Annotated in this window: 17 protein-coding genes; 8 read left to right on the top strand and 9 right to left on the bottom strand. The window is 36.0% G+C overall.

The features are described from left to right. Window positions 1–22 precede the first annotated feature (22 nt). The 5 genes from E1171_RS22185 (at window position 23) to E1171_RS22165 (ending at window position 7,374) form a co-directional block, all read left to right on the top strand. On the top strand, window positions 23–343 hold the full coding sequence (locus E1171_RS22185; protein WP_155208270.1) for a DciA family protein: 321 nt from the start codon (window positions 23–25) through the stop codon (window positions 341–343). Window positions 344–606: 263 nt separating this feature from the next. Further along, the gene (locus E1171_RS22180) at window positions 607–1,974 is read left to right on the top strand and encodes a GAF domain-containing sensor histidine kinase (RefSeq protein WP_155208269.1); all 1,368 of its coding nucleotides are present in this window, start codon (window positions 607–609) and stop codon (window positions 1,972–1,974) included. A 197-nt stretch (window positions 1,975–2,171) separates the two neighbouring features. After that, window positions 2,172–3,590 (top strand): sensor histidine kinase, encoded by a 1,419-nt coding sequence (locus E1171_RS22175; protein ID WP_155208268.1) that lies wholly within the window; start codon window positions 2,172–2,174, stop codon window positions 3,588–3,590. A gap of 229 nt (window positions 3,591–3,819) precedes the next feature. Continuing rightward, window positions 3,820–5,190 (top strand): GAF domain-containing sensor histidine kinase, encoded by a 1,371-nt coding sequence (locus E1171_RS22170; RefSeq protein ID WP_155208267.1) that lies wholly within the window; start codon window positions 3,820–3,822, stop codon window positions 5,188–5,190. A gap of 240 nt (window positions 5,191–5,430) precedes the next feature. Then, window positions 5,431–7,374: a monovalent cation:proton antiporter family protein gene (locus E1171_RS22165; RefSeq protein ID WP_155208266.1), complete on the top strand. Its 1,944-nt coding sequence runs from the start codon at window positions 5,431–5,433 to the stop codon at window positions 7,372–7,374. A gap of 127 nt (window positions 7,375–7,501) precedes the next feature. On the opposite strand, the gene E1171_RS22160 is transcribed toward E1171_RS22165, so the two are convergent. After that, complete coding sequence (locus tag E1171_RS22160; RefSeq protein WP_155208265.1) at window positions 7,502–8,302, bottom strand: DUF547 domain-containing protein; 801 nt, start codon at window positions 8,300–8,302, stop codon at window positions 7,502–7,504. 225 nt (window positions 8,303–8,527) lie between these two features. Between E1171_RS22160 and E1171_RS22155 the strand changes: the two genes are divergently transcribed. Further along, on the top strand, window positions 8,528–10,318 hold the full coding sequence (locus E1171_RS22155) for a PAS domain-containing sensor histidine kinase (protein WP_155208264.1): 1,791 nt from the start codon (window positions 8,528–8,530) through the stop codon (window positions 10,316–10,318). 191 nt (window positions 10,319–10,509) lie between these two features. Here E1171_RS22155 and E1171_RS22150 read toward each other — a convergent pair whose 3' ends face one another. The 4 genes from E1171_RS22150 to E1171_RS22135 all read right to left on the bottom strand — a co-directional run bounded on the left by E1171_RS22150 (window position 10,510) and on the right by E1171_RS22135 (window position 16,472). Beyond that, on the bottom strand, window positions 10,510–11,850 hold the full coding sequence (locus tag E1171_RS22150) for a hypothetical protein (RefSeq protein WP_155208263.1): 1,341 nt from the start codon (window positions 11,848–11,850) through the stop codon (window positions 10,510–10,512). 192 nt (window positions 11,851–12,042) lie between these two features. Further along, window positions 12,043–13,554 carry an insecticidal delta-endotoxin Cry8Ea1 family protein gene (locus E1171_RS22145; protein WP_155208262.1) on the bottom strand — a complete coding sequence of 504 codons (1,512 nt, stop codon included), beginning with the start codon at window positions 13,552–13,554 and terminating at the stop codon, window positions 12,043–12,045. Window positions 13,555–14,706: 1,152 nt separating this feature from the next. Beyond that, window positions 14,707–15,444, bottom strand: coding sequence for a LytR/AlgR family response regulator transcription factor (locus tag E1171_RS22140; protein ID WP_155208261.1), 738 nt, complete (start codon window positions 15,442–15,444; stop codon window positions 14,707–14,709). Next, a complete protein-coding gene (locus E1171_RS22135) occupies window positions 15,441–16,472 on the bottom strand; it encodes a sensor histidine kinase (RefSeq protein WP_155208260.1) in 1,032 nt (343 codons plus the stop codon). The genes E1171_RS22140 and E1171_RS22135 overlap by 4 nt, the downstream gene beginning before the upstream one ends. A 202-nt stretch (window positions 16,473–16,674) precedes the next feature. Here E1171_RS22135 and E1171_RS22130 point away from each other — a divergent pair, with 202 nt between their 5' ends. Beyond that, window positions 16,675–17,589 carry an ABC transporter ATP-binding protein gene (locus tag E1171_RS22130; protein ID WP_155208259.1) on the top strand — a complete coding sequence of 305 codons (915 nt, stop codon included), beginning with the start codon at window positions 16,675–16,677 and terminating at the stop codon, window positions 17,587–17,589. Beyond that, window positions 17,586–18,365 (top strand): ABC transporter permease, encoded by a 780-nt coding sequence (locus E1171_RS22125; RefSeq protein ID WP_155208258.1) that lies wholly within the window; start codon window positions 17,586–17,588, stop codon window positions 18,363–18,365. Before E1171_RS22130 ends, E1171_RS22125 begins: the two co-directional genes overlap by 4 nt. Window positions 18,366–18,481: 116 nt before the next feature. Here the strand turns inward: E1171_RS22125 and E1171_RS22120 are convergent, their stop codons facing one another. From E1171_RS22120 to E1171_RS23975, 4 genes are all read right to left on the bottom strand, one after another. Continuing rightward, entirely contained in the window at window positions 18,482–20,920 is a 2,439-nt protein-coding gene (locus tag E1171_RS22120; protein WP_187696586.1) for a penicillin acylase family protein, read from the bottom strand. 312 nt (window positions 20,921–21,232) lie between these two features. Beyond that, window positions 21,233–21,877 (bottom strand): hypothetical protein, encoded by a 645-nt coding sequence (locus E1171_RS22115; protein WP_155208256.1) that lies wholly within the window; start codon window positions 21,875–21,877, stop codon window positions 21,233–21,235. A gap of 78 nt (window positions 21,878–21,955) precedes the next feature. Further along, window positions 21,956–23,290, bottom strand: a complete 1,335-nt coding sequence (locus tag E1171_RS22110) for an FAD-dependent oxidoreductase (protein WP_155208255.1) — start codon at window positions 23,288–23,290, stop codon at window positions 21,956–21,958. Further along, the coding region (locus E1171_RS23975; RefSeq protein ID WP_187696585.1) for a hypothetical protein at window positions 23,280–24,637 on the bottom strand (1,358 nt) is incomplete at its 5' end. The genes E1171_RS22110 and E1171_RS23975, both read right to left, overlap by 11 nt.

Raw genomic sequence — 24,637 nt, 5'->3', positions numbered from 1 at the left:
AGAAATTTTTAATTGACTTTTAATGCGTTTCAAAACAAAAACTGATCATAACTTAAGAAAATCGGAGACATCAACTGTTGGGGAAGCTTTTCAGGAAATGTTAAAAGCATACCGCTTAAAGAATAGATTTACCGCCACTCAAATCGTTCATTCTTGGACCAAATTAATGGGACCACCCATTGGAAATAGAACGGAAAAAGTGAGACTGAAAGACAAAACACTTTTTGTCACTTTGAATTCTGCCCCATTAAAACACGAATTATCTCTTTCAAAGTTTAAGATCATTGAGATTTTCAACAGAGAATTTGGGGAAGACACAATTGAAGAGGTAGTATTTTTATAATTCTCAAATATTGGCTCTAATAATTATTTTTAAACCTTTCTTTGCATTTCACTATTCGATATTCAATCTAGCTTCTTAATAATTATAAGAATCCATTTCTAAGATCGTTTTTACTATTGAAGCAATTTCTAACCACTGTTTTCTACTCATAACCAATTAGTGGGGCAAATAGGTGATTTTTATCCTAATGAAAGAATACAGCGGGAGAAGGGATGAGAATTTTCCCTTAAAGAGACTCATCCAATAAAAAAGAAATTAGAATTATGGGTCATAGAGATACTTTTCATAGAAAGAGAGATTTTCCTCTATCTCTGACTTCTTCAGAAAGGTTTGCCAGAGAAGAAGATATAATACTTGATTCAAAAGATTTTGAAGAGCAATTTAGTTATCAAAACATTCATGAGGAACTGTTCCAGAAATGGCAAAAGGTAGTGGATATTGTAGCCGAAATTATGGTGGTTCCTGCCTGCTTAATAAACCGAATTTCTCAAAACGACTTGGAAGTAGTGGTAGCAAATAAAAAACAAAATGACACACCCTACCTCGCTGGCAAGCGTTACCCAATAAGCAAAGATTTATACTGTAAAGCTGTTATAGACCGACAAAAGAAATTAATAATTTCAAATGCTTCCAAAGATCCAAAATGGAAAAACAGCCCTAATCTTCACCCAAGTTTCAACCTAATTGCTTACGTGGGCCTGCCTATTTTTTTACCTGATGGTAAAATTTTTGGAACAATTTGCGCTTTAAGCCACCAGGAGCAGAAGTTTCCCCTAGTCTTTCATCATCTATTGGAAGAAATAAAAAACTCCATTGAGAGAGATATTGAATTAAATCTTCGTTTACAGCAAATAAACATAGCGCATGAGGCCCTTAAAAAAAGTAATCTAATACTAGAGGAAAAATCAAAAGCGCTACATCATCTAAACAAAAAATTAAAAGAACGAAACTACACTTTAAAACAAACCAATACTGAGCTGGATAAATTCGCCTATAGTGCCTCTCATGACCTTAAAGCTCCTCTAAACTCCATTTTGGGCTTGATTGAGGTGATGAAACTTGAACCTCATGACCAGGGCCAGGATGCTTATCTAAACTTTATAAAGAAGAGTGTCAACAGCATGAAAGGGATGATTGAAAATATATTGGATTATGAAAAAAATGCTCGTACCGCTATAGTAAGAAGAAATATTAACCTTAAAAAACTGATCGAAGAGGTGATCCATAAATTACAGTATTTGGAAGGTGTGGATAAGATTTCCATAGATGTGGACATCGACCCCAAATTTCGATTATTTTCAGATGCAAAAAGATTAGAGGTAATTTTTAATAACCTTATTGCCAATGCAATTAAATACCATAATCTAGGCCAGACAAAACCATTCATTCACATTAAACAAAAAGAAATCAAGAATAAGGTAATTATACAAGTAAAAGACAATGGGACTGGAATTGAGGACAAACAAATAGAGAAGGTTTTCCAAATGTTCTATCGGGCCAACACCAAGTCAGCTGGCTCAGGACTGGGGCTTTGCATTGTGAAAGAGGCGGTCACCAAATTAAAAGGAAAAATTTCGGTTACTTCTGTCCTTGGAAAGGAGACCATTTTTACATTGGAATTACCACATTAGTACATCCGCTATTAAATTTGAATATCAAATATCCCTTTTAATCGTTTCGTTTTTACTAGAGGAGGGAAAAGGTAAAGAAATAGCTTTCTAAGCTTGAAAAAGGATTATTTTATAAGGTCCACTAGCAACAGCAATTAATTCCCTTTTATTTCTTCCTCCCTTAAAATTTGAACATTTTTTAGAGTAGAACAAAAACCATGGGAAAAGAAATTTTTAAATATGAACAATCGGTCGATTTTCCTTCCCGTTTAAAAATCCACCAAAATAAGGAGGAAAACGAAACGGCACCACTCACCCCAACTATTCCTCTGGAGTTCGAAAACAGGCTAAATCAAATTCTGATCCCTGAAGAATTAATTGAAAAATGGCAAAAAATCGTGGACCTTATCGCCGATATTCTTAAAGTGCCGGAATGTATGGTCACCCGTTTTTTTCGCGATGACATAGAAATTATAACAACCCACAACTCACCTGCCCCTCTCTTTAAAGCAGGAGAACGATTCCAAAAGTTGGACAAATTTTATTGTGAAATCGCTGTCCAAAAAAGGAAACTACTAATGGTTCCCAATGCCTTAAAAGACCCTTTTTGGGAGGGAAACCCTGATTTAGACCTTAATTTAATTGCATACCTTGGAGTGCCGGTATTTTGGCCTAACAAAAAAATATTTGGTACCCTTTGTGCTTTAGACAATAAGGAAAATCATTTTTCTAAAACTCAGGAACATCTGTTAAAAGAATTAAAATACTCCATTGAAAGGGATTTAAAATTCCACCTTCAATATTTAGAATTAGAATCTGCTAAAAAAGCTCTGCTTATTTCTAACAAAAAACTGGAAGAGAACAACAAAAAACTAGGCCAAAGAATAAAAGAAAGAACACGTCACCTCAAAAGCACAAACGACTACTTAAAAGAACAAAACAAAAAGCTAGAAAAGGCCAATGGTGAACTGGATAAGTTTGTTTACTCTGCTTCTCACGACCTAAAGGCTCCTTTAACCTCCGTTCAAGGCTTAATCGAGCTATTGAAATTAGATACTCAAAAAGGATGTGGAGAAAAAAACTCCAATTTGTACCTTGAAATGATGGAAAAAAGCATTTTCAACTTGCAGGGAGTAATTGGAGATATATTAAATTATGCAAAAAATGCCCGAGAAAAACTTCAATTAGAAAAGATCCCATTGAGAGAAATGGTAGTTGAGGTAATTAATGATTTAAAATTCATGAAAAAAGTAGATAAAATCACTTTCAAAATAAAAATTGATCCCGATTTTATTATCACTTCCGATGTTAATCGGCTGAAGGTTATTTTTTACAATCTGATTTCTAACGCTATCATTTACCATAACCTAAGTCCAGACAATCATCCATTTATTAGAATTGAGGCGGAAAAAACGAAGGGCAAACTTTTAATTTCTGTAGCAGATAACGGACAAGGGATAGAACAGTCCCAACAAGGCAAGATTTTTCAAATGTTCTACAGGGCCTCCATTAATTCAAATGGCTCAGGATTGGGACTATATATTGTTAAGGAATCTGTTGCCAAATTAAAAGGAAAAGTTTCGGTAAATTCTGTTTATGGCCGAGGAAGTACTTTTATCATTGAACTCCCACAGTAATTATGACTGTCCCACATTTTAATTCATTGACTTTTCTCCATTTTCCAAAAAGCTTCTCTTGACTTTATAAAAAACCAAATCCAAACATTCATTTTGGCTGAAGAGTTACAACCTTAAGATTCGTGTTGGGAAGTTTCTCCTTCAGAAAAACCAGACTTCCTCCTTACCAAAGTTTTAAGCGTCACAGTCCACATTACCATAGATCAAACCTGTGTCGAAAAGTCAACCCATGAAAAGGGATAAGCCTTCCATGAAAGAGGGAAAAAAAAATAGACATATTGGGCATAAGAAAGAAAAGAATGAGATCGATTTTTCCTCCAGCTTATTGAAAGTGGAAAGAGAATTTGAAGAAATACCTCTTCCCGTCTCTATTCTAAAAAGGTGGCAAAAAACCATTAATTTAATAGCTGACATTTTTGAAGTACCTTCAGCCTTGATCCATCAGTTGAAAAAAAAAGAAATAGTGGTTATTTCAGCCAGTGGAAGTAGGAAAAACCCCTACAAAGCCGGGCACCGATTTAAAATGAATGGACAATACTATTGCGAGGCTGTTATCAAACATAAAAAATCTCTTTTAATTCCCAATGCTTTAAAAGACCCCAAATGGCAGAATACCCCCAAGTTCGAAGCCAATTTAATTTCCTATATAGGCTTGCCCCTTTTCTGGCCCAGTGGTAATATATTCGGCACAATCTGTGCAATGGATCACAAGGAAAATGCGTATTCCCTCAAATTGTTACAATTGTTAGAGGAGATTGGGCATGCCATTGAACAGGACCTACAAAATCAACTTCAAATTCAAAAATTAAACCGCAGCAAAAACATTTTAGAAGAAACTAATAAAACAGAGGAAACAAAAAGTGAAGAAAGTACATATGATATTAAGCAGCTAAATGAACAATTTAGAGAACGAATCCATTTTTTAGAAAAACTAAATGAAGAGTTAGGGGCATTTGTCTACAGTGCCTCCCATGACCTGAAAGCCCCTTTATCATCTGTTTTGGGTCTCATCCATCTTTTACAAATAGAATCTCCAGCTAAAAACCAACGGATTTATCTGGAGATGATGGAAAAAAGCATCATTAACCTTCAAGGGCTAATCTCCGATATTTTAAATTATGCCAAAAATACAGGCACTAAGGTCCAAAAAGTAAAGTTTAACTTCTTTGCTCTGGTACATGAGGTGATTAACGACCTGAAATTTATGGAAAACATGGAAAAAATCACCATTACTGTTAATGTTGACCCCGAATTACAGGTTCGTTCTGACATCATCCGAATAAAAGCAATTCTAACCAATCTCATTTCAAACTCCATAAATTATCATAACCTACAGCAGCCCAAACCTTACATCGTTATTCAACTACAAAGTATATCACCTCGGTTTATATTCTCAGTTTCGGATAATGGTCAGGGAATTGAAAAATCAGAATCGGAAAAAATTTTTAAAATGTTTTACCGAGCTTCAACACAATCAATTGGTTCCGGATTGGGGCTATATATCGTAAAAGAGACTGTAAATAAGTTAAATGGCAAAATTTCATTAGAATCTGAACCTGGAAAAGGAAGTACATTTAAAATTGACTTGCCCAATCCGTAAGGGAGGAGAAATAGTAAATAATAAAAAATGAAAATTAAAAAACTTACGTCTCAACAGCTCACTTTTCACAAAAAAAGGGCTTCAAAAAGAGTGTTAAAGAAAATATAATAAAAGAAATATTTGCCTGAGGCTAAAAAAAACAGTATTATTTAATCTTATTTTTGAACCATTGTTCCCTAGAGCCGTAAGATTTTGGGTCTCTATCAGAATTTTTCATCTGTACGGTTTTTAATTTCTTTTATGCATTCAGTTGTTGAAAACTTTAATCCGGAGCTAATTATTTTTATTTGTGCCTTTGCCATGATCGCTGTTGCTGCACAGCGATTTGGGAAACTATTCACTCAAATCCGGCTACCCCATATTACAGGGATGCTAATCGCTGGCATGATTGCGGGCCCTTTTGTGCTAAAAATGATACCAAAGGCCGCAGTTGAACAAATTCATTTCATTAATGAAATTTGTTTAGCATTTATTGCCTTTGCTGCCGGTGCCGAGTTATATCTCAAAGAACTGAGAAATCGTTTTATCAGTATCACCTGGAATACTTTTGGCCAATTGGTGATTACTTTTACTTTCTGTAGTATCTGCATATTTCTAACTTCTGCTTATATACCTTTTCTAAAAGAATTTTCTCTTGAAAACAGAATAGCTGTAGCCTTATTAGCCGGGACCATTTTCGTAGCTCGTTCCCCTTCCTCTGCCATTGCTATTATTAATGAAATGCGGGCTAAAGGGCCATTTTCCCAGACTGCAATGGGGGTAACCGTATTGATAGACGTTTTGGTGATTACCCTTTTTGCCATATGCTACTCGGTATCAGAAGCTTTAGTAAATGGAGACAAGGTTGGAGGAGGCTTTTTGCTAATTCTAGTATTAGAATTAATCATATCATTTGGAATAGGGTGGTTGCTTGGAAAAACACTCGACCTTATCGTTTCCTTAAAAATTAATATTCGCTACAAAGCCCCACTTATTCTGGTTGCAGGATATAGTATTTATCTATTTTCCTACTTCATCAGGGACGTAAGTGACCACTATCTAGGTTATGACATATTGTTAGAACCATTATTGATTTGTATCATTGGAAGCTTTCATGTAACCAATTTCAGCCGTTACCGTGCCGAATTTTTGAATATTATTGAAAGGATGGCTCCTTCCATATATGTGGCTTTCTTTACCCTAACGGGCCTTTCTGTTTCATTGGACGTTCTTCTTAGTGTTTGGCCTATTGCTTTAAGTTGGTTCCTGATTCGCTTAGTCGGCCTTATGGCTGGTGGTTTAGTAGGAGGAAGTCTGGCCAAAGATCCTTGGAAATTTCGAATGATAGGGTGGATGCCGTATATCACCCAGGCAGGAGTTGCCTTAGGACTGACTACAATCGTTGCCCGAGAATTTAATGTATGGGGAGAACAATTTGCAGCTGTAATTATCGGTGCCATTGTCATCAATGAATTTTTGGGACCTCCTTTATTCAAATGGTCAATTGCTTTGGTAGGAGAAGCTCATAAAAGGGGAGAGACCAAAGAAAACCAGCGTGATGTTATTATCTTTGGGCTAGAAAGTCAATCCTTGGCATTGGCAAGACAACTCCAGGATCAGGATTGGCGTGTAAAAATAGCTACCCGTGGACTTAATTTTGAAAAAAGTGAAGCTTCCGACCTTGATATTCGTCTGATCCAAAACCTTGACCTGGAGGCAATGGAAGCATTGGATGCAAAAAATGCAGCAGCTATAGTTACCTTACTGAAAGACGAGGAGAATTACAAAATCTGCGAAATAGCGTATGAAAATTATGGTACTAAAGATCTTATAGTTCGTCTAAATGACCGCTTAAACTTTGAACGCTTTCATGAATTAGGTGCCCTGATTGTAGAACCCGCTACCGCCATTGTAAGCCTATTGGATCACTATGTACGATCACCAATGGCTACCTCCTTACTTTTGGGACAGGAGAAAAACCAGGACACCATGGATTTGGAGGTACAAAATGCCAACCTACATGGAATTGCCTTAAGAGATTTACGCTTTCCTTCTGATATCATTATACTTTCTGTAAAACGTGCGGGACAAATGCTAATTTCTCATGGTTATACGAGGCTAAGGTTAGGAGATATCTTAACCGTAGTCGGATCAAAAGAAAGTCTGGAAAATGTCTCTCTAAGATTTGAATCAATTAACAAATAGTAAAATCAAGGCAGGAACTTGAGTTTTCACCTTGATTTTACAAAAAATACCCATTCCTAAAACTTGAATTAACTAAAGGAAAATTACGGATTAATTAAGTTCACAATCTATTGCCTGTACGGGCGCTTCACTCATTTAATTTCGTACTATTCAAAGTCCAATCATAGGTTTTAAAAGAAACTTTGGCTTTTGCATTGATTGGGGTTTCTGCATACTGGTTTATATAGTCTATTAAGGTTTCGTGATGCTTTTTAAAATCACTGTAAAACCAATAAAATATTCTGGATAGCTCTACATCGTCCGGATTTCTAATATCATTCCTATTTGGGTCATTGATAAAATCAACGGCCTGATCATCCAACTGCTCTTCCAACTTATCGGCAGTATACGCTTCATTTCTCAGTTTTGGACAGGAATAAGAAGCACAGACAATAGCAAAATGGATACGAGGTTCCTTAAACCTACGACGAAGAATTAGGTGCTCAATAAAATTCAAGCTATATTTTTTACCATTCAAATCGATGAATCTTATATCAAAAACGGAATTGACAAAAGGAATTTGAACCAGGGAACCAATATCTTCTATACTTTCTACAGGGTAGTGATCTATAATCAATTCTACGGTAAAGGCATTGTAGGCATTGATCCAATAAGCCAGTTTCTCTTCTCTCGTCCAGGAATCCTGAGGAATATTTTGACTCAATTCCTCCAAATAAGTTTGTAATTGGGTGCTATCGGCCTGAAAACCTTCGTAATCCACCCACCCTTGGGAAGAAACATGTTTTTGAAGAAGGGTTGTCCACAAATGATGACTAGGGGGAATTGAATTTTTGGAGCTTTCCGGAATATTTACATTGAAGGGACAAAACGCCCATAATCCTCCCACCAGGACAACAATAAACAAAATCGAAATTTTTATGGCTTTCATATTTCTCTAAAATTGTTTTTCAGTCAAAATAATCTGGAAACCCAGGTTTGTCGTCCTAATAACAAAATTCAGCTCTAAAAATGCTTTTTTTATGAAAAAGAAAAAACTCAGCAAAAAAACATAGCCATTCTAAATAAGTTTTACAGAAAAAATGAGATGGCCAAATAGTTTTAAAAAAGAAAAATATAACAATTAAAACCAACTGGTCAGTACCCAGAAATTAGCATGAACAGCATAGAAGAGGCTTTAATCAATACAACCAATGATGTAATTTTTGGAATTGACCTCTCTGGAAAAATAATTTATGTAAATCAAGCAGCCTCCAAACTTTATGACTACACTAAAAAAGAATTTTTAGGGAAAAAGTTTAACACCCTTTTTTCAAATAGAAAGAAAGAGGAATTCTCTAACATTTTGGAAAAAATACTTTTTGAAGAAAGCATAGAACCTGCAGAAAGTATTCGCCTGACTAAAGCAGGTACCACCATAAAAGTTATCGCTTCATACTCACCCATTAAAGATAGAGGAGGAAAAGTAATTGGGATTTCTAGTATTGAAGGTAAAATAAGTGAATACCTCAAGATTGAAAGAAAGGCAAAAGCACTTATTGAATTTGCCCCAGATGCCATTATTATAGTCAATCAACTTGGTCAAATTATTTTAGTAAATAGGGAGACCGAACAACTTTTCGGTTATAAGAGGAAAGAGCTCCTAGGGCAAGAAATTGAATTACTTATTCCTAAAGAGTTTCATACAATACATTATGAACATAGAAAACATTACTATGCCCATCCAGAGGTGAAGAAAATGAGACTTGGAAGGTTTCTTTATGGCAAAAAGAAAAATGGGAAAACCTTTCCTGTAGATATTAACCTAAGTCCTTTAAAAACAGAAGAAGGCCTTTTTGTAATGGCTGATATTAGAGATAATTCAGAGCTCAAAAAATCAGAAGAAAAATTCAGGAAACTATTAGAGTCTGCTCCAGACGCCATGGTTATCATTAACCCCAATGGTAATATCCAAATTGCCAATAAACAGACTGAAAAACTTTTCGGCTTTTCAAAAGGCGAATTGGTCGGGAAAAAAATTGAAATTCTGGTGCCGGTGGGAATTAAAAAAAAGTATCTGAAATTTCGAGAATTAGACCTTACCGACTCTTCAACTACTCTAATAACCCCAGTTATTGTAGGTAGAGAAAAAACTCTTTATGGTATAAAAAAGGGTGGGGAGAAATTCCCCATCGAAGTAAGCTTAAGCCCCCTCAAAATTGAAGATAGTTTACTGATTTCAATAGCTACAAGGGATATTTCCGAAAGACAATACATGAAAGAGTTAGAGCTCAAAAACCAGGAGTTGGAACAATTCGCCTATATTGCATCTCATGATCTTCAAGAGCCTTTGCGAACCATTTCAGGTGTGGTTGATTTACTAAATTTAGAATATAAAGGTCGGCTTGATGAAGAGGCCGATAAATATCTTTCCTTTATTTCAGCATCAACGGACAGGATGACTAAACTTATTAAAGCACTACTCGGCTACTCTAGAATTGGAAAAGAGAAAGTTTACGAAAAAGTAGATTGCAATGAAATTTCCCAACAGGTGACGAGTGATTTGGATGTTCTCATAAAGGAAACCAAAGCCAAAATTCACATCTCCAAACTTCCCATTGTAAATGCCTTGCCCAACGAACTAAAACAACTTTTCCAGAACCTTATCAGCAACGCCATAAAATTCCGAAAAAAGGATACCCCGCCCCAAATCAATATTTCTGCTCAAAAGATGGAAGAAGAGTGGGGATTTCAGGTAAAAGACAATGGAATTGGAATTGACGAAAAATATATGGGAAAAATATTCACGATTTTTCAACGCCTTCATTCACGCAGTGAATATGAAGGGGAAGGAATAGGGTTAGCCGTTTGTAAAAAAATTGTAGAATTACACAACGGAAAGATTTGGGTTAAATCTAAACCTGGAGAAGGAAGCATTTTTTACTTTACTTTGAAAAAGGAACAATAACTTTAAGAACATGTAAAAAAATTTCAGCCAACATCTCCTTGAGAGATTTCAAAAGAAGAAATAAATCAAACCAGACTATAAGGGAAGAGGCTGCTTCTTTCCCAAAACAGCCTCTGAAAATGCCCTCCTTCAAATCTTAATTAACCTTCAATATTGAATTTTGCAATAATGAAACTTAAAGATCTTTTTCATTACTTAAGTTCATAAAAATTATATTTAATGTTATTGGTATTTCCATCTTCATCTTTATTCACATTATGATAAACCACAATAAAACGATCAGAATTAGGAATTTTGCTTGCTGATACCCGGGAGACCCCTCCTTTTAAATTCAGTTTGATATATTGGCCACCTCCACCACTTTGTCTTGATAAATTAGCCCCGTCATAGGTTCCTGTGATATACCGACCTTTATTATTGTCATTATCATATATTAAGAAAAACTTATCATTGTCAGTAAGGACCACAGATGATCTGTGAATATTTGTACCACTCGGGTTAACCGATTTAGAGCGAGCGTCTGTAGTTCGTACAAAGGAACCATTTTTATTCTTCCACAAGATATGATTATAGCCCTTATCTCGGTTTAGACTTTCATCCCCTGTATCGATAATCTTACCGTAAACTAAATAATTGGTACTTCCATTATGATGACTGAACAAAACTCTGTATTCTGTACCAGCATTTACATTTTTGTTTCTTCGAATAGAAATAGAAGGCCCCCTCATACCTTTATTTCCTATTTGCCCCTCTCTCTTGATTCTAAAGGAATAAGATTCATTATTATTATCTGGATTTGGGTTTTTTATCCATTTAATACTACCACCTCCCTGAAAACGTCCAGCAGAATATTGCACTTCATTTCTCGAAAGATCGCCATGTTTATCATAGGTTACCAATATTAATCCATCATCAGTAACAGCAGCATCCGTAAATCCATATTTAGATTTAGACCCTAAACTAGCAAGTTGTGTACTGGAGTTTTTAAAAGTAAGAGAGTTTCCATTCATACTTCCGGACCAATAGCGAAGCCTATGTCCACTGGCAGCAGCAATAAAAAATTGACCGTCATCCATCAAAACAACTGAAGGATATTGTAAGGCAGTGCTGCTTGAGCTTAATTGTTTATATTCAGATTGCCAATCTAAACTTATCCTACCCTTTTCTTCCACTACCTTGGCTATTCTGGCATATATTTTATTATTTCCTTTTCCTTGGGCCACCACCAGTGCATTTCCTTGGCCATCAACAGCAACCTGAGGCCTTCTAACAGCTAAATCCGCATAAATATTGGAGTTTATATTGGACCAGGATTCATCCGTTTCTTCCCAAGCCCGCAACCAGGCTCCCAATTGGGGAAATTTATTGTAAGGCTGACTCATATCTGCCTCTGCTGGCCCTTCTGGCACAGGATTATTAATATCAATGATTTCGTTTTCAAAACTGTCTTTGCAAGAAGACAATAAAGAGCCAAGAACCAAGAGACTAAGAACCAGCCACTTCATTTTGGAGTTCATATTTATTTTTTTCATAATTAAAGCGTTTTACCTAGAGGGAATACCTCTATAAAAAATTCCGAAGTTGGTATTTTAAATTTCTTTAGTATAGTCTCTGGGACAACAGGGAAAGCAAAAATTAGCTAAAAAATATCGTCACTCACTACTTTCCCTGATCCTTGAACCGAGGGGTACCAATGGAGCAAGAACTGAATATCCAACAAACTCCTATTTGTCCCAAAGGCTTTCATGTTCGCTATGCCATTCATCAATTAGACCACTGGCCTGACTAACAGAAATATTTCCCAATTCGGCTAATTGTTCTGCATTTAAAGGTTCAGGGTTCCCCAAGTATATCGATTTAAGGACTAATAAAACTGCATTGACATCTTCCTTCCGTTTAAACCCAAAAATGACTGATTGCAATGTATTAGCCTTTAAATCCGACAGATAAGAGTATTGAGGAATATAAATGCTGGAAAGAATATGGTCCGGATAAGAATATACGGTGGTATTAATCAGACCAGGGTCAGCACGTTTCCCCCCATCTCCAATCACCTGACTTTCAAGTGTTTCATCTCCATTATCAAAATAAAACTTCACGGCATCAATTAATTTATAATCACTGTAGTATGGAGAGGCCGAATAATGAGCACTTGCACCAATAATTGGATGATCAGTTAAATCGAATTCTTCCCACAAATTGGTTTGGGACCCAATGGCTTGATTGTCCCTACGGCCGTTAGTTCCTCCGTTCGGGTAATCGACTTCAATAGCATTTACACCTTCTTGCGCCCATACCTTTAAATGGTCTGGAAATTGGGATGGGGCTGCAGGAAAAACAAATGGGCTGGAAGCATACCCAATCATATCAGAGTAAACCTCACGGTCTAAATGTATGGTTGCTCCGGCAGGGTATAAAACGGGGTCAAAATAAGCCCACATGTTTCGGAAATCTAAAACACCCAGGGTCATTTCTCGGACATATCGATTAATGGTATTAAAAGGCTCTGTATTTGTAGAATTAGGTTTTGGAGCATTAGCTACCACATCATTTAAACCTTGCTGATACCACCTGTCTACATAGTCGCTAAAGACAGGAATGGCTCTTTGCAAATTTCGCTCACTGATATCCAATTCAGCTTGTCCAATATGCCAATTTTCCCCTTGCAATACTGTTTCTCTATAAAAACTGAGGTAAAGATTAACAAACTGAGAAAACAATGGGAGCAATACTACTTCCTGGCCATCTATGGTAAAAGCATTGTAATCGTTCATGTCATTATCCACCTGACTCCATTTGGAAGCTTTGAGCTCTTCAGAGGCTTCAAGGAAACTACGGATATCAAATCGTATTTTTATTAACTTGGTCCTCATTATTTTGTAGGTTTCGTCATCGATTTTTTCGTCGACCACTTTCTCTACTCTTTCTTTTATTTCATCCCACACATCTATTTCTTCGGAATGTTGAGGAAATAGCGTAATTAAAAACGCCGGTAATACAATCCCAGCCCCAGGTATTGTCTCCCCAATAAATTCAGATCCTACACGAAGTGCCTCGTATGCAATATCTCTGCTGATATCATAAGGGTCTGGCTGAGTACTATAACTACTTTGAAAAAATTGGCCGATAAGATTTTGGTCAGGTTCAATTTCATTTAAATAATCAGGCTGACAAGCTGATAAGCCAATAATAAATACCAATGTTAAGGCTGAAACTTTTAAAAATTTTTGTTTCATAATGGTAATCGTTAAATGGAAAAACTTTCCTCATTAAAGCTATTGAATAGCATATGACTAAAAAATCCCGCTTATGTGGGACCAATTCTGTCGTATCTCAAGAAGAATCTATTAGAACAGGCAGAGAACCAGTAATCATCTCATTATGGGAAAAAAGAGTTAGAAGTTGGAAAAAACTTAATCCATTAACATCTACTGATTTTCCCTGTTCTGGCAAAAAATATTAGAATTTTTCACCATACTGTTAGCTAAGGTAAAAAGTATAGTAAACTGTGCTCTGAGTTTTAAAAGGACTATAAGAAGAATGAAAAGTGCCCTTATTTTGAATCACTGTTTAACCTTTGACGGACTAAAATCAACTTCTAAATAGGCCTTTTTATTATGAAAGTTTTTAAAGCTAAAAAAATCAAACTGAAGTAGAATTGACTAAAAGAAATAATAGTTTCCCTTAAGGGGACTAATAATTTAAAATAGAATTTAGGTTTCCTTTCTGCTTAAGTATTTTGCTATATTTCTCATAATCCAAATGATTTAAATTAAAAATAGGATCTGGCAGAATTAAATCTTATTACGCCGCTAATCTATGAATTGATTTACTTGTAGGCTAGATTGGTGTTGAGGGGAAGTGTAAGTAAAAAGTAATACTGACAAGAAAAAGTAGATACAATTTCATAGTTCCCCTATAAAATCTTTTAATTCCTTCTCCTTCATTGAGTCAAGATCTATCTATTTGTATCTATCTAAATATTAGTTATTTATAAATTTTTTACTCATTATAAAATTCTAACAGATAATGGATATCCTTGCTATTTCAGAAAAAAAGAAGATCTAAAGTGGAGAGTAAGTATAAAAAGGAAATATTTAAAGTAAATTGAATGGAGAAAAAAAGACAAATTGAAATACTTTGTCTTTTTATTTAAGTTGGTAAAAAACCAAATGGAGGTTTTTGGCCATTAAAACTTTTTTAATGCAATTTTTGGCCAGTTTTTGGTGGCTTTTGATCCCTTAATGTAAGAAAAACGTCCACCATTATTTTTAAAATATAATTGAAAACAAAATAAGGAGATCAACCATTAGGGGAAACAATTAACTGATAAGAAAAGATTTTCATCCCCTTTCTAGTAGAGGAAAATGGTAATCTGTCCTCAAAAATTATAAAATTAACTTCTCAGCCTTTAACCTTTCATAAAAAACATCTCGGTAAGTATCTCCTATAGGTATTAACTGATCTCCTATTCGAATTCTGTTTCTTTCAATACTTTCAATTTTACCAAGGGCTACGATATAAGATTTATGCACCCGAATAAAATTCCTTTCTGGAAGAAGTTCCTCTGCTTGTTTAAAGTTCATTAAGGAGAGCAACTTTCCATTGACCAGCCGAAAAGAAAGGTAATCTTTCATTCCCTCCACATATTGGATTTCTTTTAAAAGTACTCGTTCAATCCGGTATTCTGTTTTAATAAAAATAAACTCCTGTCCCTTGAATTGGGACAAACCTTTCTTTTGAGATACCAAAGGCTTAACCTTGTCCTTGAGCTTCATTTGCATTTTATTAACGGCCTGCAAGAAACGATCAAAGGGGACAGGCTTCATCAAATAATCCAGGGCGCTCAACTCGTAGCTTTCCAAAGCATAATGATCATACGCGGTGGTAAATATCACTTCAGGACGATTCCTTAAACTCTTTAACCACTGTATTCCTGTTAAGCTGGGCATTTGAATATCCAAAAAAACAAGGTCTACCGATTGATGATTGACAAATTGAAGGGCTTCAAAAGCATCATCGAATGTTTGTAGGAGATTAATAAATGGAACTCTCTCTATGTAATCGGTCAAGATCTCATGAGCAAGGGGCTCGTCATCCACTATGATACAATTTATTTCCTTCATATTAAGATTTTTAAATGCACATGAAATTGATCTTTCTCCTTATTGATTTCAATTTGATGTTTTTGAGGATAAAGTAGATTTAACCTCCTTTGAATATTGGTTAAACCTACTCCTCCTAATTTATCTTTTTGTTCATGGAGTTTATAAGTATTAGAAACTTTAAATTCTATACTATTTGGTTTGGAGGCTAGATGAATTAGCACCTGACTATGTTTGCTGCTGTGTTTAAAAGCATTTTCTACCAAAGGCATCAATAAAAGAGGGGCTATTTCCTTATCCTCAGTTTCTCCACTCACCCCAAAATCCACCCAGTCATTTTCTTTTCTTCGGAATTTTTGTAACTCTATAAAACTTTGCAAATTTTCAATCTCTTTAACCAGAGGAACTCTTTCTTCATTGGCTTCATACAACATATACCGCATCATATTGGACAGCTTCATCACTGCCTCTGGGGTATGCTCTGATCTTTTATAAGCTAATGCATAAATATTATTTAAGGTATTAAATAAAAAATGGGGATTAATTTGAGAACGCAAAAAAGCCAGTTCACTTTTAAGCCGTTGGTTATGGAGTTCCATTTTTAATCGTTCGTCCCTAAACCAATCTAACAAAAGGCGAAGAAAAGTAGCCATTAGGGCCCAAAAACCATAAATAACAATTCTCAGGAATACATGTAATGGAGCATCTACACCCTTTCCATAAAATAAGGTTTTACCCAGCCCAAATACATTTCCCAACCATACATCCAGGAAATACTTAGCTGTAGGAATAACTGATAAAAGAAGAATACTAATTAAAAGGAAATACTTCCAGTGTTTTCTTAAAACCTTTGGGACTAGTAAATAATAATAAAGATTAAAAAAGAGGATAAAAAGGCTGTAATTGCAAATCAATTGTATAGTAAAAAGCACTCGGTACTCCTGATGAAAGTGCCGGAAAAAAAACAAACCATGCAGAGTAACTGCTATAAGCCAAAATAAACCTTGAATAAGGTATTCATTCCAGAACCCTTTACTAAAACCTTTCATCCCATAAAATTAGCTTTTTGTAAGGATAAAATTATCCCAAACCCTTATATGCAGGAATTTTATCTACCAAACGCCAAATCTAATCTACCAACACCCCGCCTCAAACACAATTACATTTGGTCGACAAATACCCCATAGTGGTAGAATATATTTATTTGGAGTAATTGAGGTTCTTAACTTCAAAAAAATTAATCCACTAAATATGTCAGAAAATATCATTCAAACTACAGCTCTCAATTATTCCTTCGATCAACGAAAGATTTTGAAAGACCTTACACTTGAAGTTCCCAAAGGAAGTATTTATGGTTTTCTGGGGCCTAATGGAGCTGGTAAAACAACTACTATTCGACTTCTACTCGGTCTGTTGAAAGTAAAGGAAGCACAAATACATCTATTTGGGAAGGACATTCGAAGAAATGCTTTAGAAATTTACAGCCGGACGGGAAGCTTAATAGAAAAACCTTCTCTCTACGGACACCTAAATGGAAATGAAAATCTTGAACTTTGCCGTCGCTTGTGTGGGGCCCCTTACTCAAGAATTCAGGAAGTATTAAGAATAGTGGAAATGTCTACCCATGCACATACCAAGATCCGAAAATACTCTCTGGGAATGAAACAAAGACTGGGGCTGGCTTTGGCACTGATACAAAATCCGGAATTGTTAATCCTGGACGAACCCACTAACGGATTAGATCCAAGTGGGATCATTGAAATGAGGAAATTATTACTTAAGCTGAACCAGGATTTTGGTAAAACGATTTTCCTTTCCAGTCATATATTAAGTGAAATTGAACTGCTAGTCACTCATATAGGAATAATTGATTTAGGAGAACTTAAATTCCAGGGGAGTTTACATGAGTTGCAAAACCTAAGTCAGCCCAAATTAAGAATAAGCACAAACAATTCTGAAAAAGCCTCAAAATTACTTAAACAAAAGGAAATCAATATTTCCAAACAAACCGGTCAATTTGTAGAAATAGGTATAAAGGATGAGAAACAAATTGCTTCCCTAAATGAATATCTAGTAGCCAATAACCTTCATATTTACGGCTTACAAATGAACAACCAAAAATTGGAAAATATATTTTTGAACCTCACAAACACTATTGATGCATGAATGGGTTACAACATTTTGGTAGAGCGCTTTCTGCCGAACAATTAAAAATAAAACATAGTTGGGCATGGAGATTGGTGTTCTTGGCTCCTTTATTTGCCTGTGGAATGTACTTTTGCATTTTTTATTTCAAAGGAGAACACTTAATAGGAGAGAGCCCTGCATGGAATTCGTATTTTTTCCAATCTACTGATACAGTGTACCTCGTATTATTGCCACTTTTTATCATATTGCTTAATATATTGGTGCACCAATTGGATCATAATGCAGACAGCCGCAAAATTCTTTATACCCTTCCTACCCCAAAATGGATTCAGGTAAGTGCCCAATGGTTGAATGTGGTAAAACTATTCACAATTTCTATGTTGATTTATTTGATGGTGATGCTCATCAGTGGAAAACTTTTAGAATGGCTACGGCCCGAATTAGGTTTTGACCAGGCTTCATTAGACCAAAAATACTACCTTGCTTATTTTAAAGGGTATTTAGCCTCTTTCGGGATTCTGGCCTTTCAATTTATCTTTACTTATTTCTTAAAAAACATGGTGTTGCCCATGGGAATAGGCATGGCCGCATATGTTTCCACATTAGTTTTACTACGATGGAAATATATACCCTTTCACCCCTTTGCCTATGGCAACCTTGCTTTTAGGGATTACTTTAAAACAGCGGAATTAGGTAATCAATTATTTACCCAACCTGTTTTACTTAGTTTAAGCCTGACCGCTTTTCTTTTAATTTTGGGGCTTTTACTAGTTAGACGATTGGATGTTAAATAAAAGTATTTCTTAATTTTTTGCTCATCCTTAGATATTAAATGAGGAATAAGAATTTTACTATTAGAATTTCATTTTTCAAATGTCTTTTTGGAAAAGGGGGAGTTAATTCCCCCTTCTCAATTATTTTCATTTTTCTCTCCCGTACTTTCTGGCTGAAGCACTAATGTCCCTTTCTGCAATGAATGAATCTCCTCCCTATTCATCATTTGTTTACGAAACTGACCTTGATTAAACATATCTACCTGATCATCATAATGAGGACTAAGAAAATGACCAGATTGTCCTGTAGGCAAAACACTCAAAGAGTTTTCCACATCATCAAAATCAATTAAAATGCGCATGGCTGGTCCATAAATCACCTTAAAACCGTTCTCCTCTCTAAAATTAAAACCTAAGTTATTAATGGATTCATCTCCTCCTACAGCTGGAAAGGGCCCCACATTAAATAATTTATCAAAAGGCTTCAATCTTCCAATTGGATGAACATGCTCCAGGGTGTGAATTTCCCCCCATTGCCAGTTTTTTATTTGCTTTCCCCGTTTACCTTCCAGTTCCATAATGGTTTCCTCAAAAGATTGAGCGAATATCTCCTCCCGACTTTCTTTTTGATCAGGTGTGTTTGTATTATCCCACCATAAAGAACTATCATTGGAAAAAAGAATAGGAATTGTGCGTTTCATTAAATGAGTGGAATAAATGGTCTCATAACTCTCTTTTCCCAGCTCGTCGTATAAAGTGTTTTTCAGAATATTAGAAAGAAGTTTGTAATAAACGGTAGGGGCCAATTGATCAAGTTGGTGTTCGCCTTTCCATTGTTTAAGAAGCCTTGCAGCCTTTTTGTGATTTTCTGACCTATAGATTACAGGATGATTCTGAAGAGCACTATAAATTACACTGCTGGTTTTAGCATGTGAGTGATTAAAATCATCCAAATTCACCTTTTTCAACTCTTCCAGGCTCCACTGCGCACTGGAATTTAAAAGCTCTCGAATTCGTCTGGCTCTGTCTTCAGGGACATAATACCCCGGATAAAGAATTCCCGCTGTGGTATCAGGTTGATTGTTGGCTGTAATTATGAAACCGACTTGAGGATTCTCATTTTTCGGATTATCCTTAAAATCATAAAACCCAAGGTATTCATCCATTCCACTGGCCCCGTCCAAAAAACGCTTAGACTGCACATGGGTAGGCCGTTTTAATAACCGACCTACTCCCCACCATGCAATGTTCCCATCCTGATCACCATACATAATATTCAAACCAGGGGCATGAATCATTTCTGCAGCTTCCCTGGCCTCATCCATATGCTGGGCATGTCCCATTTTATACATGGCCTGAAAAAGTTTACCAGGACTATGGGTATAGGTCCAATACAGAGAAACAGGCTCACTTCCAAGAGCCTCTACTTCCTTTATGGCAGCATTTACAACCGGACCATGCCGACTACTGAAAACCTCAAAAACAACATCTTCTTCTCCTTTTACTTTAATGACTTCCCTGCGACTTTGCATCTCTTCCCAATGATCTTCCACCCATACTTGGCGTGGATTGTCTGGATTCCTTCTTTCCTGAAAGAAATCCATATCATCGTTTTCCAACATGGTAAGGCCCCATGCAGCAAAACGATTATGTCCTACCACAGCAAAAGGGGCTCCTGCCAGATGGTTTCCGTATAAACTAAATCCGGGAGCTTCCAGATGAGCCTCATACCAAACAGATGGTTGTGCAAAGCCAATGTGAGTATCATTGGCTAAAAGCACTTTTCCTGATTTGCTTTTTTCAGGTGCTATTATCCATCCGTTACTTCCTACCCAGGGCGCCACAGGAAATAAAGTACTTATCTGATTAATGGTTTTGCTTAATCCCACCAGTAGTTTTTCCTCTTCCTCCCGCTGAACAGGGATTTTCTCTGTTCCTTCTGTATAATCAAGGGCCCAGTCTTTAAGGTAAGCAGGGCCAAGCTGCTGATAAATTTTTTCCACCACGGGATCTGTTTTTATAGCCAGCGCAAAACTAAATGCCATATAACCGGTAATAAGGTACATATCCTCAGGGGTGAACTCTTCTTTGGGTATATTCAGCAATCGAAATTCGGGAGGTGTGCTCCCATTCTTTATAAACTGATTAACGCCTTCCAAATAGGCAAGTGCCGCTTGTTGCCAGGCTTCTCCAGAAATACTTAAATTTTCTTTTGCCAGTTTATCAGACACCTCCTGTAGACCCAAGGTGCGAAAAAAACGATCGACCTCTACCAGATCATTACCCAAAATTTCCGCAAGGCGTCCAGAGGAAAGTCGACGAAGCATTTCCATTTGGAAAAGCCGCTCTTGAGCATGGACATATCCCAAAGTAAAATAGGCATCTTTTTCATTACTGGCATAGATGTGTGGAATGCCCAATGAGTCGAAAATAACTTCGGTCTTATCCGTTAGACCTTGTAAGCTCAGTTGCCCCTCATATTTAGGTTTACTTTGTTGAAGGAAGAAATAAAGCATTCCAACTGATAGAAAAAATAATGCTAAAAAAACTGCCAATATTCTGTAAAAAATCTTCATTTGATTTATTATTAAAATAGAATACCCAAAATACATTTTTTGTTTATTTCAAAAAACTATTGAAAATACTATATAAATAAAAATCAATTTTTACAGCCTTTCACAAATCACCTTCTCGAATAGCGAATTGAGAAATGTAGCTCAATAAATTAAAGTGGGGTATTGGGATTCTAAATTTTTCACTGATTAACTAAATAGATTAGGAAAAACTCTTTAAGTGAAAGAAGCTGTTCACCGAAAAAATTCCGTCCAAAGGAGGGTAATCCATTTATTTTATTCAAAAAAAAGAGAGCATTTAAAAATTTTATAGAATTACTTCATTAAACTTCTAACATAATAATCTATTCCTATCTCATCACTGGAATAGAGAGGTTTGTCAGTAGACATCATTTGTTTTACTCCTCCCATAGAGGCCTGAGCTAAAATTATTGCATCTCCTTTTTGGATAAAGGGTAAAAGAGCTTCCTTAATTTTTGTCAAATATTGGTCTACATCATGAGGGAAATATTCCCATGCTTTTTCACAGAAACACTCTATAATTTCCACAGGTTTGTTCAATGCCTTAGCTGTTTTTGCAATTAACTCCAAAGTGGGAAAGACAGTGCTTTTCAGGGTATAAGCAACAACCACCTTCTGGTGCTTTTCTATACAGGTTTCAATCATGGGTTGATCTAATCCAACCACATTATTCATTCCTTTACCTTTGGAAATAATTTGTCCCAGAGTTGAACAAGTACAAATAACAAGCTGGGGGTAAGTTTTATTAACTTCCTTTATAAGACCCTTAAACCGTAATTCATGATCTTTCCCTATTTCACCTCGTAAAAGGATGTCCCCTAATAGTTCCTCATCAACAAAATGAGAGGCTTGAACTCCAGAATATCGTCGAAGAACATTTTTAAACCTCTTAACATGAGTATGGGAGGTATGGATAAAAGAAAATTTTATTGAAGACATGTAAAGGAAATAAGTCTGAGAATCACCAACCCCAAATAACAAAATTAACCAATTAAGATCCAATTTTCCTATATCTCGTTATTTGCTTACCAAACCTTCAACAATATCCTTCCCAAATTGCATTTGATCATGAATGTGGGAATATTGAAAACGTCCATTTCTTCCTGAAAGATGAAGATTTTTAAAACTATTCAGGTAGTTCATTAATTCACTCACCCTTTCCTTATATCTGATATCTAAAACAGGATAAGCAAAAGGAATAGGGTAAGTCGTTTGTCCTATAATTTCATCATCCCTTATCAACTTTGTAGAAAGAAGCTGTTTTTTAACTTTTCCAATTAATTCGTTCTCATCTTCTTTCCATAAGGTGCTATTTTCCGGACACGGGATTTCACAAACTAATGACGTTTTTCCCTTAGGAGAGAGTTTTTCACTTCTTCGCGAAGGTTCCACGATTCGTGTAAATAAAAATTCCTTATCTGGAAAATAAATACTTGCATTCCCACTCACCTTTGGTTTATCAAGAAAAAAAGCTACTAATAACAGGTGTTGAAACCTAAGTTGTCGGGCAACATTCAATATTTCCTGAGGGGGGAGAGGATCCATCAGCTGAATTAACAAAGATATAGGAAGTGTACTGACCACTCGATCCACAGAAAGTTGTTCTTTATGATTGATTTCAATGGAATGAATTTGGCCATTATCATGAAAAACCTTGGTAATCCGCGAATTTACAGCGATATGATCTTTTCCACAGAACTCGACCAACCTTTCCATCATTTGGCCAATTCCTTGCTCAGGATAATAGAATGAACCATCCACATGAGTAGTCTTGGCTTGCCTTCCAAATAAAGCTTCAACTAAAAAAGTTCGAAGATCTAATCCATTAAGCCGTTTCCCTGCTACCTCTGGAGATAAATCAGAAGTTTCCGTTCCCCAAAGCTTTTTGCTATAATCCAGGAGAAACTTTTCCGCAATTACTGGCCCATATGAACTCAATGCTATATCCCGAAAATTGGAACCATCTTTATTAGTGGGTAAAAATCGGCTAACTCCCAATTTTAAGGCAGCCTTAAGGAAAGTTTTTGCTCCTAATTTTTTAAATAAATCCAAAGGAGTCAGGGGAAAATCAATGAATGCTCCCTGATGATAAATCTGACTGGGCACATGAATTTTCTTCATCTCTTTGCCCATTAATCTCAGGAATTCATCCGTGATTTCTCCAGATTTATCATGAAAACGGTGTGCACCTGAATCAAAACGAAAATCACCATGCTTTACCGTAACACAATTTCCACCTGTTCTTGCTCCCGCCTCAAAAATCTGAAATGGCAATTGTTGCTTTCTGGCAAAATAGCCTACTGCCAGCCCCGCAGGCCCACCTCCTAAAATACTAATTGCACTATTGTTCATATTCGTATACTTTCACCTCACTCCACATTCTATTGACATAAGGATTATGAAAAAAGGTATACACTTTTTGATAGGGTCTACCCATTTCTATATCGATTTGGCTAAAACTATAAACCTTATACCCCTGTTCCAGAATATTCTTTACTTCAATCAAATCTCCCTCCTCCGAAAAATATTTTATTTTCCCCTCCAATTGCCTGTTTATAAAAAAGTTCACCAAAGGCACCCCTACCAAACCGATATCAGCCTGGCTTTGCTTTTCTAAAATAAAATCCTTGGCTTGGGAAATAGCAGTGGGAGAGCGATGTTGAGATACCAACACTCCTGTAGTAAAAATGTAGCTAACAAAAAAGATCCCTATCAATCCATAAGCCAATTTTTTATTCCAAATTACTAGCTCCTTAAAGCCCTTAGCTGCCCAAATCAAAATAAAAGGCAGAAAAGGAAGTATATGGCGAGATTTGTACAACACATTTTGGAATAAAAAAGCCCAGATAGCATAGGTCAATAAAGAATACATCAATATTGCCTCCCGACTCTTTAATTTAGCTGCCAATTCTTTTGAAGGCTTTGATTTTAACAAAGCCACAAAAAGGGCTGTACCAAAACCCAAAGTAGATAAAAGAGTTATTGGGTGTCGATCAGGCCAGAAATTCCCAAGCCCGTCAGCCCAGATGTATTGAAACATCCTAATAAATCTAAGACTATAATTGGGATCTGTTCCAATTGTCCCACCCCATTCATTAAAATGCCCGTCAGTTCCATTACTTCCTAATTCAATTAAATTCTGCCAACCTGTATCTATGATCATGGGGACCAACCAAATACCAACTCCTACTATACTGGCTAAAATCTGCTCAACTAGTTTAGTATAATATTTAAAACATAATACCAAACTTGGAATTAACAAAAACGGAACATAAGAAAGACGAATACCGGCCAATAAACCCAAAGCTAAATAATACCCCCACAACCATCGGCCATCCCCTTTTTCAAACGCCTTCAAAAAAATTTTAAAACTTACCAATAGGAAAGCAAGTCCCAGCAAGTCTGCCATATAGCGATTACTCATCAGCCATATTAGTGGGCAAAAGAATAATAAAGCACATAGCACCCCATGGTGAACATTAATTCTCGATAGATCCGCAATTTTATTGGTGCAGAAAACGATTATAAATACAGATAACGCACCAATCAATGAAAAAGAAAATGCCAAAGAACCTGTAAACAGGTAAAAAAGCTGCCCTAACATAGAAAATACAAAATAGCCAGGAAAATGGGGTTGGTACAGATTCAAGTTATAATCCTTGAGGGATAAAGCAAATCGTAAGCTATCCACATCTTCAA

This window comes from Xanthovirga aplysinae, from assembly GCF_009711365.1.
Taxonomy (GTDB): domain Bacteria; phylum Bacteroidota; class Bacteroidia; order Cytophagales; family Cyclobacteriaceae; genus Xanthovirga; species Xanthovirga aplysinae.
The sequence above is the reverse complement of the archived record's forward strand: the minus strand, read 5'-3'. Positions and strand labels throughout refer to the sequence as shown.

Bases quoted from the DNA above. Each gene is read 5' to 3' on its own strand.
- E1171_RS22185 (WP_155208270.1), top strand. From the start codon at position 23: ATGCGTTTCAAAACAAAAACTGATCATAACTTAAGAAAATCGGAGACA.
- E1171_RS22180 (WP_155208269.1), top strand. From the start codon at position 607: ATGGGTCATAGAGATACTTTTCATAGAAAGAGAGATTTTCCTCTATCT.
- E1171_RS22175 (WP_155208268.1), top strand. From the start codon at position 2,172: ATGGGAAAAGAAATTTTTAAATATGAACAATCGGTCGATTTTCCTTCC.
- E1171_RS22170 (WP_155208267.1), top strand. From the start codon at position 3,820: ATGAAAAGGGATAAGCCTTCCATGAAAGAGGGAAAAAAAAATAGACAT.
- E1171_RS22165 (WP_155208266.1), top strand. From the start codon at position 5,431: ATGCATTCAGTTGTTGAAAACTTTAATCCGGAGCTAATTATTTTTATT.
- E1171_RS22160 (WP_155208265.1), bottom strand. From the start codon at position 8,302: ATGAAAGCCATAAAAATTTCGATTTTGTTTATTGTTGTCCTGGTGGGA.
- E1171_RS22155 (WP_155208264.1), top strand. From the start codon at position 8,528: ATGAACAGCATAGAAGAGGCTTTAATCAATACAACCAATGATGTAATT.
- E1171_RS22150 (WP_155208263.1), bottom strand. From the start codon at position 11,850: ATGAAAAAAATAAATATGAACTCCAAAATGAAGTGGCTGGTTCTTAGT.
- E1171_RS22145 (WP_155208262.1), bottom strand. From the start codon at position 13,554: ATGAAACAAAAATTTTTAAAAGTTTCAGCCTTAACATTGGTATTTATT.
- E1171_RS22140 (WP_155208261.1), bottom strand. From the start codon at position 15,444: ATGAAGGAAATAAATTGTATCATAGTGGATGACGAGCCCCTTGCTCAT.
- E1171_RS22135 (WP_155208260.1), bottom strand. From the start codon at position 16,472: ATGAAAGGTTTTAGTAAAGGGTTCTGGAATGAATACCTTATTCAAGGT.
- E1171_RS22130 (WP_155208259.1), top strand. From the start codon at position 16,675: ATGTCAGAAAATATCATTCAAACTACAGCTCTCAATTATTCCTTCGAT.
- E1171_RS22125 (WP_155208258.1), top strand. From the start codon at position 17,586: ATGAATGGGTTACAACATTTTGGTAGAGCGCTTTCTGCCGAACAATTA.
- E1171_RS22120 (WP_187696586.1), bottom strand. From the start codon at position 20,920: ATGAAGATTTTTTACAGAATATTGGCAGTTTTTTTAGCATTATTTTTT.
- E1171_RS22115 (WP_155208256.1), bottom strand. From the start codon at position 21,877: ATGTCTTCAATAAAATTTTCTTTTATCCATACCTCCCATACTCATGTT.
- E1171_RS22110 (WP_155208255.1), bottom strand. From the start codon at position 23,290: ATGAACAATAGTGCAATTAGTATTTTAGGAGGTGGGCCTGCGGGGCTG.